Source organism: Streptomyces sp. NPDC044571 (assembly GCF_040647115.1).
In the GTDB taxonomy this organism is placed as follows: Bacteria; Actinomycetota; Actinomycetes; order Streptomycetales; family Streptomycetaceae; genus Streptomyces.
Window position 1 is genome coordinate 14,329 of sequence record NZ_JBEZBN010000050.1, and the last position, 14,260, is coordinate 28,588.

Annotated in this window: 12 protein-coding genes; 5 read left to right on the plus strand and 7 right to left on the minus strand. The window is 72.8% G+C overall.

The window, feature by feature from the left end; all coding sequences use genetic code 11:
- Positions 1 to 206: 206 nt before the first annotated feature.
- Positions 207 to 536 (plus strand): hypothetical protein, encoded by a 330-nt coding sequence (locus tag AB0B01_RS23995; RefSeq protein ID WP_361722642.1) that lies wholly within the window; start codon positions 207 to 209, stop codon positions 534 to 536.
- Between the two features lie 42 nt (positions 537 to 578).
- Here the strand turns inward: AB0B01_RS23995 and AB0B01_RS24000 are convergent, their stop codons facing one another.
- Both AB0B01_RS24000 and AB0B01_RS24005 read right to left on the minus strand, forming a co-directional pair.
- Positions 579 to 980, minus strand: coding sequence for a RidA family protein (locus AB0B01_RS24000; RefSeq protein ID WP_361722645.1), 402 nt, complete (start codon positions 978 to 980; stop codon positions 579 to 581).
- A gap of 93 nt (positions 981 to 1,073) precedes the next feature.
- Positions 1,074 to 2,618 carry a hypothetical protein gene (locus AB0B01_RS24005; protein WP_361722648.1) on the minus strand — a complete coding sequence of 515 codons (1,545 nt, stop codon included), beginning with the start codon at positions 2,616 to 2,618 and terminating at the stop codon, positions 1,074 to 1,076.
- Between the two features lie 274 nt (positions 2,619 to 2,892).
- Here AB0B01_RS24005 and AB0B01_RS24010 point away from each other — a divergent pair, with 274 nt between their 5' ends.
- Positions 2,893 to 4,371: a hypothetical protein gene (locus tag AB0B01_RS24010; protein WP_361722651.1), complete on the plus strand. Its 1,479-nt coding sequence runs from the start codon at positions 2,893 to 2,895 to the stop codon at positions 4,369 to 4,371.
- 55 nt (positions 4,372 to 4,426) lie between these two features.
- Here the strand turns inward: AB0B01_RS24010 and AB0B01_RS24015 are convergent, their stop codons facing one another.
- The 4 genes from AB0B01_RS24015 to AB0B01_RS24030 form a co-directional block, all read right to left on the minus strand.
- Positions 4,427 to 4,861 (minus strand): hypothetical protein, encoded by a 435-nt coding sequence (locus tag AB0B01_RS24015; protein ID WP_361722654.1) that lies wholly within the window; start codon positions 4,859 to 4,861, stop codon positions 4,427 to 4,429.
- Between the two features lie 236 nt (positions 4,862 to 5,097).
- A complete protein-coding gene (locus tag AB0B01_RS24020) occupies positions 5,098 to 7,218 on the minus strand; it encodes a PIG-L family deacetylase (protein ID WP_361722657.1) in 2,121 nt (706 codons plus the stop codon).
- A gap of 524 nt (positions 7,219 to 7,742) precedes the next feature.
- A complete protein-coding gene (locus AB0B01_RS24025) occupies positions 7,743 to 8,522 on the minus strand; it encodes a CAP domain-containing protein (RefSeq protein ID WP_361722660.1) in 780 nt (259 codons plus the stop codon).
- Positions 8,523 to 9,016: 494 nt separating this feature from the next.
- Complete coding sequence (locus AB0B01_RS24030) at positions 9,017 to 9,700, minus strand: DUF6215 domain-containing protein (protein ID WP_361722663.1); 684 nt, start codon at positions 9,698 to 9,700, stop codon at positions 9,017 to 9,019.
- 187 nt (positions 9,701 to 9,887) lie between these two features.
- On the opposite strand from AB0B01_RS24030, the gene AB0B01_RS24035 reads away from it, so the two are divergent.
- Positions 9,888 to 10,598 carry a GNAT family N-acetyltransferase gene (locus AB0B01_RS24035; protein WP_361722666.1) on the plus strand — a complete coding sequence of 237 codons (711 nt, stop codon included), beginning with the start codon at positions 9,888 to 9,890 and terminating at the stop codon, positions 10,596 to 10,598.
- Between the two features lie 291 nt (positions 10,599 to 10,889).
- On the plus strand, positions 10,890 to 11,324 hold the full coding sequence (locus AB0B01_RS24040; RefSeq protein WP_361722669.1) for a hypothetical protein: 435 nt from the start codon (positions 10,890 to 10,892) through the stop codon (positions 11,322 to 11,324).
- 541 nt (positions 11,325 to 11,865) lie between these two features.
- On the opposite strand, the gene AB0B01_RS24045 is transcribed toward AB0B01_RS24040, so the two are convergent.
- Complete coding sequence (locus AB0B01_RS24045; RefSeq protein WP_361722672.1) at positions 11,866 to 13,020, minus strand: PP2C family protein-serine/threonine phosphatase; 1,155 nt, start codon at positions 13,018 to 13,020, stop codon at positions 11,866 to 11,868.
- A gap of 193 nt (positions 13,021 to 13,213) precedes the next feature.
- Between AB0B01_RS24045 and AB0B01_RS24050 the strand changes: the two genes are divergently transcribed.
- Complete coding sequence (locus AB0B01_RS24050) at positions 13,214 to 14,149, plus strand: cyclase family protein (protein WP_361722675.1); 936 nt, start codon at positions 13,214 to 13,216, stop codon at positions 14,147 to 14,149.
- The last annotated feature ends 111 nt before the right edge of the window (positions 14,150 to 14,260 follow it).

Below are 14,260 nucleotides of genomic sequence, written 5' to 3' on the forward strand. Positions count from 1 at the left end.
CGGGCCGGCGACGGTCGTGGGCTGCGCGCCCCGCACAAGCCGCACCGTAGAGCCCCTCCCGCTCGGCTCCGCCAGGCCGGGACCCGGTGCGTGGGGGGGCCGGGGCGGGACGAGCTCGCCCGTACCGGGCAGGTGTCCCACACTGGTAGCGGGCACCCCCGTGCCGGGCGGTGCCGCCCCGGATCCGGGTGAGCGGGAGGCGGACCATGGTCATCACCCACCACATCACCGAAGACACCCTGCACGTGAAGGTCCTCAGGGATCTGGACATCGACAACAGAGCCGCGGCCGCCCTCCAGATCGAGGCCCTCATCCACACCCAGCGCCCCGGTCAGGTCACCATCGAGCTGCCGACGCAGGACCCCTCACCCATGACCCTCAGTGCCCTGGCCCGTACCCACCGGATGTGCCAGAGCCTCGGCATCCCCCTCACCGCGATCGGGCCCGGCGGGCAGCCGCGGCGGCTCCCCGTCGGCGACCCGGCCGCCGCAACCCGTTCCCAGCGGCTCGAACACGGAGCGCGACACAGCCACTGACCGCGCCGAGCCCGCAGGTCGGCGACGTCTGCACGGCGCGCGTCACGTGGACGCCCCATCGACCACGGCGTCCACTTCCACCTCGACGGGCCAGTCCGGGTCGATGAAGCGGGACACCTCGACGAACGTGGTCGCAGGCCGGATGGATGCGAACCGTTCGCCGTGCGCTCGGGCGGCTTCCTTCCACTGCGTCACGTCGGTCAGCATGATCCGCGTCCGTGTGACGTCCGCCGGCGATGCTCCGGCTGCCTCCAGCGCACGCTCGGCGATGTCCAGACACCGCACCGTCTGCGCATATACGTCGCCCGGCCCCACGGTGGAGCCGTCGTCCCCGATGGGGGCCGTGCCGGCGACGGCTACGTGGTTGCCCACGCGAACGGCCCGGGAGAAGCCGATCTGCGGTTCCAACGGGGATCCGGATCTGACGGTCTGTCGATTTCCCATCCCGTCATGCTGCCAGAGGGTGCGCGCGGACCGACCACGGGTGCACCGGGGGACGCCGGCCGGTGACGCCGGCCCGTGACGCAGTCCAACGGCTCAGCGGCGGTGGATCCGGTCGACGCGGTACCACTTCGACACGCAGGCGGCGACCCAGTCGCGTTCGTAGTCCGCCGTGAAGAAGGGCTCGGCGAGACCCCCGATGTACAGGGGCCTGTAGCCCACGGCCGCAGCGCCCTGCGCGGCCTCGGCGCGGATGCGGGAGTTCTGGGCGTCCCAGGCCACGGCGCGGGCGACCGTGACGGTCGTGAGCTGCCGGACGTTCGGGACGAGCGCGGCCACCGACGCCAGCCCCAGGCAGGCCGCCGCCACGGTGCAGGCCCCGAGGAGCGTGCCGCTGTTGCGGCGGCCCGCCGACCACCGGCCGCCCCGTACTCCCCACAGGGCGCCGTAGCCGCACAGCGCCAGTTCCATCGGGACGAGGTAGCTCGTCCAGGTACGGGCGTACGTCCACCCGCTGGGGCCGTAGCCGCTGCGCAGGCCGACCACCACCGCGAACGACCCCAGCACCACCACGGGCACGGGAAGCAGCAGCAGCATGACCAGCATGTGCCGCGGGACGGCCCGCCGTGGTTCCCGCCCCGCGGCCGCAGGGCCCAGCGGGCCGTGGAGTCTGCTGCCCAGCCCCAGGAGGACACCGACGGCGACGGCTCCGAGGTAGGCCCACTGGCCGGTGACCGAGTGCCACATGTGCAGCCAGTCCTCGAAAGCGCCCCTGAGTTCGCTCGCGGCGAGCGGGGACTCCTTGTCCGGCTGCTGGGCGCGGCGCCACCGTGCGCCGGGGGACGTGTACAGCACGACCAGCCCGCACACCAGGCCGGCGCACCAGAGCAGGCACCAGGTGGACGGGCGCCGGTTCCGCGCCAGCCCGAGGCGGGGCAGGCTCAGCAGCCCGGCCCCGGCCGCGAGCAGGCCGCTGACGAGTGCGAAGGGCTCGCTCAGGGTGCCGAGCGCGAATCCGATGAAGAACGCGGCGGCGAAGCCGCCCGCACGGACGGCGGCACGGCGGTGGCGGACGGTCCGTATGCCCAGGAGGAGCGCCCACACTCCGATGACGCTCGGAACGGTGTGGGAAATCGTCGCAGGGGCCCACAGCAGCACCTGATAGCTGCGGGTGCCCGCGTAGTAGAGCAGTGCCTGGACGACCAAGGAGCAGGCGGTCAGGATCAGCAGCCGGGGTCTCCCGCCGATGAGTCGGACGAACTCGCGCCCCAGCAGGACCAGACCTGCCGTGAAGGTGACGGCGATGACGGTCGGAAGGATCTTGATTCCGGCCAGTCCGTCACCGTAGAACACACCGCTCAGGAAGGCATTGGCGACCCTGCCGTTCTGGGTCCGGTAGAAGTCGGACGTGATGCCGAGGACGCCGAGGTCACGGGATTTCCAGGCGGCGCACCAGTCATCGGACGTGGGCCGTACGTACAGCCCGAGGAAGCACCCGACGGCGATCAGGGCGCCGGCCGCCGCGACGAGGGTCCCGGCGGCTCCCGGCAGGAGCCCTTTCCACACGGGGCGGCCGGTTGCCCGGTCCGCCGCCCGGGGGCGTCTGCCGAGGTTTTCGCCCTCGATCGAAGCCGTGCTCATTCACCACCCCTGTGCAGGAGGCCCGGTCGGACGGGCGGCGGATCCGCCCGCCGGTTCCGGTGACCCGCAGGCCCGCGAACACCCATGATGTGCACCGTTCACGGCCCCCGGCATCCCGGGCACGCCAGGACGGGTACCGAGCCGCGTCGGTCACGGGGCCTCACGGTGGCCCGGGCTCACCCGGGCGGCGGGCCTGCCGTGGCGGCCTCCGTACGGCTCTTCCAGGATGGGGAATCCGGATCCACGGACGCAGAGCCCGGCGGAGGGAGCGGTGATGCCCGGTCTCCCGCTCCTTCGATGGGCGGTCGTCACGGCGTCCCTGGTGTGCATCGCCCTTCCCCTGTGCACCGCGGGGGACCATGCCCGGCGGCACGCCGGAGAAGCGCGGCCGGTGTTCCTCGTCAGCCCGGTGGGGCACCAGGGGCGCGGTGACGCCGAGGGCAGCTACGCACCCCGGTCGATGCTCGCCGCCCCCACCGTCGGACTCCTCTCCAACACGACCGCCGCCGAAGGGGTCCCGCCGTCCACCGCAAAGGGCGCACGGTACGTCGAGCGGAGCAACGTCCTGCGGTTGCCCTCCGGCCGGTGGAAGTACCTCCCCGCCGCCAGGACGGCGTCGGTCGTGGTCGCCTTCGGTCATCCGGCCGCGCGCGAGCAGATCGGGCAGAGCCGCGCCTGGCTGGCCGCCGGGAGGGTCCCCGGCAGGTCCCCGGCACAGCGCGCGGCGGCCGAACGGGCCCTCTTGGCCATGCGCGCCCTGCTCCGGCCGAACGGCGCCCTGGCGGCGGGATGGACTCCTGGCTGGACCTACTCCTGGCCGCGTGACTCCAGCTTCGTCTCCGCCGCCTTCGCGCACACCGGCCATGACGCCGAGGCCTACCGGATCCTCCGCTTCAGCGCCGCGACCCAGCGGAAGGACGGCACGTGGGAGGCGCGGACCAAGCTCGACGGATCCGGCCCGCCGGACGGCAGACCGTGGCAGCTCGACGCCAACGGCTGGGTTCCCTGGGCGACCTGGCAGTGGTACCAGGCAGCTCCTCGGGCCACCCGCCACATCCGGCTGGCCGCCCTCTACCCGATGGTCCGCAAGGCGGCCGACCACGCGGCGGGCTCCTTGCGGGCGGACGGGCTGCCCCCGGCGTCACCGGACTACTGGGAGCTGACGACGACCACGGCGAACATCGGCACGGCCGCGCCCCTGCTCGCCGGGCTCAACGCCTCCGCGGACCTCGCCCGGGAGGTGAACCGGACCGACGACGCGGCGCGCTGGGCGAGTGCCGCGAGGCGGCTCTCCTCCGGGATCTCCGCGAAGTTCGCTCCCCTGGGCTATCAGCGCACCGTGGACGGGCAGCACGGACACGACAGCGCGGTGGCGTTCATGGCTCCTCCCTTCAACGCGGCCCCCGCCGGCCTGCCCCGGGCGCTCGATGCCACGTACAAGGCCCTGCTCCTTCCCAATGGGGGCCTGACTCCCGGTAGCGACCCCGCGGCGCCCTGGGGTGGCAACGCCTGGACGCCGAGTACCTCGTTCTTCGCGCTGGCGTGGGCCGGTACGGGGAGGCCGGCGAAGGCCGGTCAGGTCCTGGACTGGGTCCTCGCCAAGCGGAACTCGCTCGGCGAACTGCCGGAGAAGGTGGACAAGGAGGGCAGGCCCGCATCGGTCGCCCCGCTCGCGTGGACGGACTCGATCGTCGTGCTCTCCCTCGTGGCGCTCGACGGCACGCCACTCCCCACCCCGCCCTTGCGGCCGTAGTCCCACGCGGTCCCGGCCTTGCGGCAGGACTCTCAGGCGCTCCGGGGGCAAGTCCTCAGACGGGCTCCGTCCCGTCACCCGGCGGTGGAGCGGTACGGACGCTCTCCAGCGCGGCCAGGAGGCGCCGGCAGGCGAGCCTTTCCGCCGCCACCGCGCGCCTGAACGGGAGGTAGTGCGGATCGCGCCGCGCCCGGGCTTCTTCCGCGGCGGCGGCGCGGAGCTCTCGCGCCCGGTCCAGCTCGTTCTTGGCGTCGACGTAGCGGCTGTCGAGGAGCCGGTGATCGAGCACCTCGCCGAAGGCCCGGTCCGCCAGCTCGCCGAGCCGGTCGAGCTCGGCGACGCAGCTCTCGGGGGTCGTGTCGTCGCAGCCTTCTTCGAGGGCCCGGGACAACGAGCCCAGGGTCGTTCTGAGCTCCGGGTACCCCCACGCCGGCGCGGAATCGTTCCTGCATCCCGTCGCGAAGGCCGCCAGCACGGCGAAGGAGGCCACGGCGCGAACCGTTCCCGGTATCGCGCGCCCGCACCCTGTGGAGCAAGGGGTCATGGGAGCCCCAATCGCCGGTGGTCAGGACCTTGGCCACGAGCCTTGGCCACGACTTTGGTCAGGAGCCGACCTCCGTCGGGCCGCGACGTGGTCTGTCCGCCATCCTCGCCCGCGCCGATCAGCGCTGCCACCTGAAGGGCCGGAGCAGCGCGACGCGCCCGCGGGGCGGGGCCCCGCGGCAGCTACCCCCGGGAGGGGGCTGCGCCGGCCTGCGCGACCGTCGAGGGCTGGACCGCCCGGTGCCACGGGGAGGGCGGTCGGCTGCCGAGCGGCTCGGATCCGGCCGAGGGAGCCGTCGTGACGTGCAGACCGGCGTCCAGGCCGAGCGCCGCCGCAAGGGCCGTGCCGTCCGGCTCGGCCACGGCCGCCGGCGCGCCCGTGTAGAACATCTGGGACTCGTACCAGGACTGCGTGCCGTCCGCGTCCGACACGCTGACCGTGCCCTCGCCCGCGCGCCCCGCGAGCAGGCGGCCCGCGACGCCGACGGCGCCGTAGCCGCCCTGGCCGCCCACCTCGGTGACCGGGGAGAACTCCGGCGCGCCCTCGCCCGCCGCGGTGGCCAGGCTCGTGGCGACGGCGCCCGTACCGGGCCGGCGGAAGTACAGGCGGACGCCGTCTCCCTGCGGGCTCACCGACAGCGGGCCCGTGGTCGCCGGCAGCCCGGTCCGGAAGGGTCCGCTGTGCGGGGCGTCCGGTGCCGGCTGGACCCAGGCCAGTACCGTCCCGGCCGTCGCCGCGTACACGTGGCGCCGCCCCGACGCGTCGGTCGCGGTGACCGGATCACCCAGCAGACCGGTGCCGCCCAGGGCCTGCCACGCACCGAAGGCGCCGTCGGGGGTCTCCTGCGCACGGGCGCGCAGAGTGCGCCGGGAGTCCCGTACGTACACCGTCATCCGGCCGGTGGGGTCCACGGAGACGGACGGTGCACTGATCGCCGAGGTCCCGGATATGTCCACCTTGTCGGGGGTGCCCAGCGACTGCCACGGGCCGAAGGCGCCGTCGGGTGCGGCCTGGACGGCGTACACGAGGTCCCGTCCGTACTCCCGGGCCGTCGAGCCCAGGGTGGTGCGGGTGCCGAACACGGCGATCCGGCCGTCGGGGAGCCGGACCGCCGTCGCACCCGCGTCGATGCCCGCGCCGGAAAGGAGCCGGGGTCCCTGCCAGGGCGCCTGGGGCCCGCTGCGCGACCAGTACGCCATACGGCCGTCCAGGACGGCGAAGGCCCACAGCCTGCCGGCGACACCCTCGGCCATCCAGGAGGTGCCGTCGCCCCGGCCGTAGCGGATGGTCTGGCTCCAGCCGGCGCCGGCGGGCCGGGTCGCGGTCTTGCGGTCGCCGCAGCCGGCGGGGCTGCCGCACCAGTCCTGGTGGTCCAGCCAGGCGTAGGTCTTGAGGTAGCCGAGCTTCTCCTCGGCCGTCTGCGGGTCGAGCGTCGGGGGCAGGGAGGTGTTGGGGTAGCTCACGTAGTTCTGGACCGAGAAGTGCGGCCGGTCCGTGGACTTCGCGTAGCGTTCGGCCGCGGCCTGCACGAAGCGGGCGCCGTAGACGTGGTCCTGGTGGTCGAGGAAGACGCCGCTGCCCTCCGACCTGCCGGGCGTCGGATCCTGCGTCCGTATCGTGGTCGGCTTGTACATCGCGAACACCTTCGCGATGGCGTCTATGACCTGGTCCTTGGTGTACGAGAACCAGGGCTTGACCGGCGTCCCGGAGGTCAGCTGGGCGCCGAGGGAGGGGACCTTGGCGTCCCACAGACCCCGCAGGCTCTCCGGGTTGTCGTCGGAGATGCTCCGCGCCTCCCGCAGCTGCATCCACACCAGGTTGACCTCGGGCCGGGCGACGAGGACGTCCACCTCCGCGCTCCCCCCGCCGACGGTGGGTACGGAAGTGCGCTGCCAGGCACTGGTGCGCTTGCCGGTGGCCATCTCCGCGTAGGCGGCCCGGATGCCGTTCTGCCGGGCCTCCGCGTAGGCGGCGCGGTCGGCGGGGCCGGCGGGGTCGTCCAGGTGCGGGCTGTGGGCTTCGTTCCTGCCGTCGGACTCGCCGGAGGTCAGGTAGACGGTGGCGACCTTGATGCCGGTTGCTATCGAGCGGCTCAGGTCGGGGTTCAGGAAGAAGAGGTCGTCATCGGGATGTGCGACGACCTGGAGGACGGAGCCCTCGGTCACGCTCGGGCGGACGATCGCCTCGGGGGCCGCCGACTGCTGGGCGGTCGCGTACCCGTAGGCCCAGCTCGTCACACCGACGACGCCGACGCCGAGCGTGGCGAGCAGTGCCGCGAGGCGGGTGCGGCTGGCCAGGGACATCTACAACGCCTTGGGGATCGGTCCGTGCGGAATTCCGACGAGGGGTCAGTCGGCGCCCCGATGGCTCTACCGCTTCCGGAGACGACCGGGCCCGATTATGCCTCGCGCGTTTGCGGCTGACACACCATCAAGTGGTATATGACGGGAAACCGAAGTGAATACGGCTTATGGGGTTGTTGTCCTATTTTTCGACGCTTGGGCGGTTCGGCCCGAGGGGCTCCACACGGCTGGCGTGAGCCGCCTGGCCTGCGCTTCAAGTGGTCGTGCGGGGCAGCGGCCGACGGCGGGGCGTCCGCCCCGGTGTGATGCAGTCCACGAGGCCCGGGGCGCGATGTGACCGGCGGCGGGTGAGTACTCGGCGGAGGCGACAAGGGGCGGACGGCGTGCCCCCGGCGTGCTGCCGGGGGCACCCGGTCGTCCGCCGGTCGGCGCACCGGGGCCCGTGGGGCCGCGCACCCGGGGCGGGCGGTGAACCCGGGCCCGCGGGGCGGTGCCGTGGGCTCCGCGGGCCCGGCCGGGCGGCGTCAGCGGGTCGCGCCGAAGTCCTGCGTCCAGTAGGAGTTCGGCCCTGCGAGGCCGACACCGATCTCCTTGAAGGCACAGTTCAGGATGTTCTCCCTGTGCCCGGGGCTGTTCATCCAGCCGGTCATGACCTGCTGGGGCGTGCTGTAGCCGTAGGCGACGTTCTCGCCGTAGGTCATCCAGGCGTAGCCGGCCCGGGTGATGCGCTCGCCCGGGTCGGAGCCGTCGGAGCCGGTGTGCGACATGTTGGCGTGCGCGGCCATGTCCTTGCTGTGGTTCAGCGCGGCACTCGTCAGCTTCGCGTTCACGGTGAGCGCCGGGCAGCCGGCCTTGGCGCGTTCCTGATTGACGAGGGCCACCACTTCGGCGGCCGGACCCGAGGGCGCCTCGGTCGGGGTGGCAGTCTTGGGCGGGCCGACCGGGGTCGCCGGCCGGACCGGGGCCGGCTTCGCCGGGGTCGCCGCCGTGGGGCGCTTCGTCGGCTCGGTGGACGGCTGCGCCTCCTGCGGAGCCCGGGTGGGCTGCGCGGCCGGCGGGGTCGTCTCGACCGGGGTGCCTGCGCTGCCCGTCAGGTTCTGGATCGGCGCGCTGGGGAAGGAGGCGCTGGAGGAAGGTGCGCTGTAGGAGGGGCGCTTGTACTGCTTGCCGTCGGCCGTCGCCGCACCCGACCCCTGAGGGCCCAGGCACGCCATGGCGGCCGTGGGTATGCCCACGATGCCCAGGGCGGCGGCGGCGATGAATATCTTCTTCTTGTGCTGCGTCCTCTTACGGTGCTTCCGCATGCGTGACCTCACTTGGTTTCTGCGAGCGCCCCTGCGGCTGAACTGCCGGAGCGCCGAGCGGGCCGCCATTGTGAGAAGGCCGGGAACGGGCTGGCAAGTTTCGCCGCCGGCCCGCGGGGCAGCACCGGAAGCCAGGCTTGAAATGGGCGGAGAGTCATGCTGACCGTACGATCGCCGGTTTGCGTGAGACGAATGATCGGCCATCAGAAACACCCGTGATGTGGAAAGTTGACCCAAGGCGTCCCGCCAAGTGAGACGCCCATTTCGGCGGAGACGGGAATGCCCGATTCCAATCGGACAAATCTCGACATGTCGGCGAGGTGTTCATGGACGTGATGCTTCCGTGATCTTCTGGGGGGCCGTGATGCATGTCACTGTTTCCCGCGGGGGCACGGTCGTGCCGAGTGGCACCGGGCGCCGCATCCCAGGCCGCGGCGGGCGGCGTACCCGCGCAGCGGGCGACCTGCCCGACCCGCCGGCTCCCTGGCAGGGGGTCAGCCTTCGGCGACCCACCCCGGCACCGTGGGGAGCACGGCCTCCGCGACGCGGAGCAGCACCGCGTCGTCCGGCACGACGCCGTCCGCGCGCCAGAGGGTCATGTCGAAGGAACCGCCGCTGTCCTGGGGGTCCCTCGCCACGGTGAGGGTACGGGTCGGGACCCCGGGACGGCCGGCGGCATCGCTTCCGTCGAGGCGGAAGGTGATTCTGGTGGTGCGGTCCGAGGAGAAGGCGGCCGGGCGGCCCAGGACCGTACGCTGCCCGCCGTCTCCCAGGGACGAGGCGGACGCGGCCACCGGGAGGTCGTCGTAGGTGGCCGTCAGCTCGACGGTGTAGGTCGCGAACTCGACCCGGGCCGACGGAGCGGCGATCTCCTCCCCGCCGGCAGGCCTGAAGGAGCCGTCGCCGCCTTCGGCACTCTGCACGGCCTGACCGGGCGTTCCCAGCAGTCCTGCGAGGTCGGGGCGGTTCAGCGCCGCGCAGAGCTGGGCGCCCGAGAGGCGCCCGGACGCCTGCTCGGGCCGTCCGCCGGTGCATGCGGCAGGCGAGGCCCCCGCCGACATCGACGCCTGCTGGAAGGTCCACAGGCCGGCCCCGAGCGCCGCGACCATCACCACGGCCGCGACGGCCTGACCCCACGCCCCGGCGCTCGTCGTACGTCCGTCCCCGCCCTCGGCCATGTCCCCCGCCTGCCGTGATCCCCCGATACGTGCCCGGGGACACTAACCCGTGATCATCGGGCGGACAAAGAGATTCGGGTCGTCACGGGGTTGCCGGACCCGAGGGTGGCGACGGAAGGACGACCCGTACGGCGTGTCCACCGGCGGGCGCCAGCCCCGGCCCGGTCGCGCTGCCTACCGTGGCCGCATGTACGCACGCGCAGCGCTGCCGGCCGACGGATACGGGATCCGGCGCGCGCGTCCGGCCGAGTCGAGCACGGTCGCCGCGCTCCTGGCGTGCGCTTTCGCCGATGACCCGGTCATGGGGTGGATGATCCCGGACCCGTCCGACCGGGTGCACAGAGTCGCCCTGTACTTCGAGCTGGCCCAGCGGCAGCAGCGGCCGCGGGCCGGCGCGGTGCGTGTGGCCGCGACCGCCGACGGACGGCTGCCGGCGGCCGCCCTGTGGTCGGGTCCGGGTCGCTGGGCGGCCTCCGCGCTCCAGGCGCTGGCGGCGCTGCCGCGGTACGCCCGCGTCTTCGGCGTACGGCGGATGGGACGGGCGGCCGAGGTGCAGAACACCCTGCACGAGGCCCATCCGGACGCCCCGCACTGGTATCTGCCGGCCCTGGGGACCGATCTGGCGGTGCAGGGAGCAGGGGTCGGCTCGGCCTTGGTGCAGGAACAGCCGGCCCACTGCGACCGGCTCGGGCAGCCCGCGTACCTGGAGTCCAGCAAGGCCTCGAACGTTCCCTTCTACGAACGGCTCGGCTTCCGCGTCACACGGGAGATCCGGCTCCCGGACGGCGGACCGCCCCTCTGGCCCATGTGGCGCGACCCGGCCCCGCGGCCCGGCCCGTCGGCCGGTGAGCGCACTGGTCGCGAGGACCGCCGGCCCGGCAACGGCCTGGCGCAGTAGCAGCACCCTCGCCGTGAAGGCTTTCGCGGCTTTCGGCATGGGCGTGAGCGCGAGCTGCCGCAGCCCCGAGACCGTCGGCGGCGTCGCGGGCACGGCCTTTTACCAAGATCGGCTTTCGGGGTCAAGCCACGTATTCGAGGGGCATGACGCACGTCTCGCCGCAGGGTTTATTTGAAGTACGCCCTCACCGGGACAAACCCCCCGGAGACAACGAGGCCGAACCAATAGCCCGGCCCTTTCCCCGGGACGTCACACAAACCCCCTTTTTCTTATCCCGAATGGAGAATTCCCATGTTCCAGCGTTTCTCGACCCGTCGTATCGTTCTGGCCGGAGCTTCCGTGGCGCTGCTGGGTGGCGGCATCGCCCTCCCCGCAACCGCGATGGCCGCCCCGGTCGCCGCACCGCAGCACGCGGTCGCCCTGGTCCAGGACGACAGCGCCGACGGCATCGGCACGGGCGGCGGCTCCAACGCCGAGAACACCACGGCCGGCGGCACGGCCACCGGTGGCAGCGCCAACTCAGGCGTCGGCATCTGCAAGGGCAAGTGCACCATCACCACCGGCGCCGCCACCGGCGGCAGCGCCAGCGCCGACGCCATCAACCAGGGCGACGCCACCTCCGTGGGCGGCGACGGCACGGGCACCGGCGGCATCGTGAACAAGACCGACGCAAAGGTCCTCAAGGCCCAGGTCAAGGAGCAGCTGAAGGCCAAGCTCGGCAAGTGAGGGCCGACACCCCCCTGACTCCCCGCCGACGTCCCGGCGAGCCCACCGCACAGCGGATGCCGGAGAGGCCCACAGCCTCTCCGGCCTCCGCGCGCCGCCGTGGCCGTGGCCGTGGATCACCCAACCCGTGGACCACGGCCAAAGATGTCTGAAAAATCCCGGTAGAGGAGGTTTCATCCGCCGTCGGCGGGCTATGCTTGCCATAGGCCTACGAGGCGAGCGAGGGAGTTCGACCGGAGTAGCCGACTGGGGCGGAAGTAGGTTCTCCGCCGTGGCCGACGTCACCGGTAGGGCTGAGAGGCCAGACGGTCGGAAGACCCGAAGGCGACCCCCACCACCTGATCCGGACAATACCGGCGCAGGGAGCCCGTTTCGTAGGTCGTTTCGCGTTCCGAGCCCGTTCGGGCCGATCGAGGACGCCGTGCCCATCCAGGGCCGTGCCCAGCCCGGGACGCCGTCCTGAGCGCCGAGTCACCCAGAGCGCCCGTCGCCAGGGCGTCCACTCCCGCCGCGCTACCGGAAGACGCCGGGCCGAACCCCCCTAGTAGGGCGCCTCCGCTTCGTCCTCGCTTGCGATCCGGTCGACCAGGATGACCGCCACGTCGTCCACCAGACAGCCCTGCGTATGGCCGAGCAGAGCCTGCCGCAACCCCTCCAGGAACGCCCGCCTGCTGTGGTCCCCCATCGCCGCCATGGCGGCGGGCAGGTCGAAGAAGGCGTTGTCGCGGTCACGGGCCTCGATGACGCCGTCGGTGTGCAGCAGCAGCCGGTCCCCCGGCGTGAACGGATAGCTGTCCAGCTGCCCGGGAGGACCGCTGATGAACTCCTCAAGACCGAGCGGCGGCAGCGGGGTGGTGGGCATCAAGGGCCGCACGGTGCCGTCGCTCAGCAGGAGCGGCGGCGGATGACCGCGGTTGATCACTTCGATGGCGGGGCCGTCCGACATCTGTGCCACGAGCGCGGTGACGAAGGCCTCCCTGAGGGCGTCCTCACCGCCGCGCGTGCCCGCGATGACGGCGTCCCGCCGCAGGGCCGCTCCGCAGTGGTTGATGACCTCCACCAGGTCTTCCTCGTAGTGCACGGCCTCCCTGAACGCACCGAGCACGACCGCGGCGGCCCGTACGGCGGGCAGCCCCTTGCCCCGAACGTCCCCGACGATCATCCGGATCCCGTAACGGGTCTGGACCGCGTCGTACAGATCGCCGCCGATCTGCGCCCCCTGCTCGGCCGCCATGTACATGCTGGCTGCCCGTACGGGGCCCAGGCGGGCCGGCACGGGCCGCAGCAGGACCTCCTGGGCAGCCACGGCGATACGGCGGAGCTGGTTGAGCTCGTTCTCCTGACGCGTGCGGGCGGCGCTGCTCGTCATGAAGCTCGCCACCGACACCAGGAACAGGGCGAGGAAGTTCGTGTAGACCTGCTGGCCGCCCCAGGCGTTGTTGTGGGTGGCCGTGATCGCGCTGACGACGACGGCCACCCCGGCCGCCGCGAGCGTGCCCTTGGGACCCATCGTCACGGCTGCCAGAGCGGGCGTCGCGACCAGCAAGGGGCCGGTGTACAGCACGTGCGCGGGCGTCAGCTCGATGAGGAGCACCAGCAGGGCGACCGCGAAGGGCACGCACTCCGCGAGGAGGTAAAGGAGCTGGCGGTCGCCGCCGGCTCCCGGTCCCGGGGGCGAGCGCAAGGGCGCTCTCATGAGTACAGCCTGCCTCGCCGGGGCGCACGGCCGCCACTCACCGGACAGACGGCCGCCCCTCCCCCGACGCGGTCACCCCTCACCGGTTCACCGGTCCGGGTGCGGGCGACCGGCCGCCGCCCCGACCGGGTAGGGATGCGGAAACGGCGGGCCGGCCCGCCGACGCCTTTCACGACTGGAGCGCCGCATCCCCATGAGCAGCCAGCCGGCGGAGGCCCCCCGGGTCTCCCGTCAGGAATTCGACGCCCTCTTCGCCTCGCTCCGTACGTGGGGCCGCTGGGCCCCGGCCGACCGGGGCGCCTGGAACCGGGTCACCCCGGACCACGTGCGGCGGGCCGCCACGCTGGTCCGGGACGGTACGGCAGTGCCCCTGGGGCTGCCCTGGAACACCCGGCCCGGCCCCGACAACACCAGGCCCGCCCTGCACTACATGTCCGACCTCGGCGACGTGGAGCCCCCGGAACCGGCCACCCACAAGGACTTCCTCGCCGTCGACTACCACGGCAAGGGCGTCACCCACCTCGACGCGCTGTCCCACATCGCCTACCGGGGCAGGCTCTACGAAGGGCACCCGGCACGCGAGGTCATCGGCTCCGGCGGCGCCCACTTCGGTTCGGTGGCGGCGCTCGGTCCGCTCGCCGCCAAGGGCGTGCTCCTCGACCTGCCCGCCGTCCTCGGCGTCGACTGGCTGGAGCCCGGGCAGGCGGTCCACGCGCGTGACGTCCTCGCCGCCGAGCGGGCCCTCGGCGTCGGGATCGACGACGGGTGCGCGGTGCTGCTGCGCTCCGGCCGGTTCCGGCGCCGCCGCGAGCTGGGACCGTGGGACGTCGACGCGGCGAGCGCGGGCTTCCACGTGGACGCGCTGCCCCTGCTGGCCGAGCGGGAGATCGGTCTGCTCGGTGCGGACGGGGACAGCGACGTACGCCCCTCCCCGGTGGAGGGCCTCCACTCCCCCGTCCACACGCTCGCCGTCGCGGCCATGGGGGTGCCGCTGCTGGACAACCTGGATCTGGAGGCGCTGTCCGCCGCGTGCGCCGAAGCCGGACGGTACGAGTTCATGATCGTCGTGACGCCCCTGAACGTGCCCGGCGGGACGGGGTCGCCCGTCAATCCGGTCGCCCTCCTGTGACCGTGAAGCGGCAAATCGCCAGGAATATACTCGGAACGCGCATATTCGACTTCACAACACGGACCCGAGCGATCATGCCGATACGGCCGAGGCGCACCGGCAAGGGGAAGT

Excerpts from the sequence above, each read along its gene's own strand:
- AB0B01_RS24035 (WP_361722666.1), top strand. The coding sequence starts at position 9,888 with ATGTACGCACGCGCAGCGCTGCCGGCCGACGGATACGGGATCCGGCGC.
- AB0B01_RS24050 (WP_361722675.1), top strand. The coding sequence starts at position 13,214 with ATGAGCAGCCAGCCGGCGGAGGCCCCCCGGGTCTCCCGTCAGGAATTC.
- AB0B01_RS23995 (WP_361722642.1), top strand. The coding sequence starts at position 207 with ATGGTCATCACCCACCACATCACCGAAGACACCCTGCACGTGAAGGTC.
- AB0B01_RS24030 (WP_361722663.1), bottom strand. The coding sequence starts at position 9,700 with ATGGCCGAGGGCGGGGACGGACGTACGACGAGCGCCGGGGCGTGGGGT.
- AB0B01_RS24010 (WP_361722651.1), top strand. The coding sequence starts at position 2,893 with ATGCCCGGTCTCCCGCTCCTTCGATGGGCGGTCGTCACGGCGTCCCTG.
- AB0B01_RS24000 (WP_361722645.1), bottom strand. The coding sequence starts at position 980 with ATGGGAAATCGACAGACCGTCAGATCCGGATCCCCGTTGGAACCGCAG.
- AB0B01_RS24005 (WP_361722648.1), bottom strand. The coding sequence starts at position 2,618 with ATGAGCACGGCTTCGATCGAGGGCGAAAACCTCGGCAGACGCCCCCGG.
- AB0B01_RS24025 (WP_361722660.1), bottom strand. The coding sequence starts at position 8,522 with ATGCGGAAGCACCGTAAGAGGACGCAGCACAAGAAGAAGATATTCATC.
- AB0B01_RS24040 (WP_361722669.1), top strand. The coding sequence starts at position 10,890 with ATGTTCCAGCGTTTCTCGACCCGTCGTATCGTTCTGGCCGGAGCTTCC.
- AB0B01_RS24045 (WP_361722672.1), bottom strand. The coding sequence starts at position 13,020 with ATGAGAGCGCCCTTGCGCTCGCCCCCGGGACCGGGAGCCGGCGGCGAC.
- AB0B01_RS24020 (WP_361722657.1), bottom strand. The coding sequence starts at position 7,218 with ATGTCCCTGGCCAGCCGCACCCGCCTCGCGGCACTGCTCGCCACGCTC.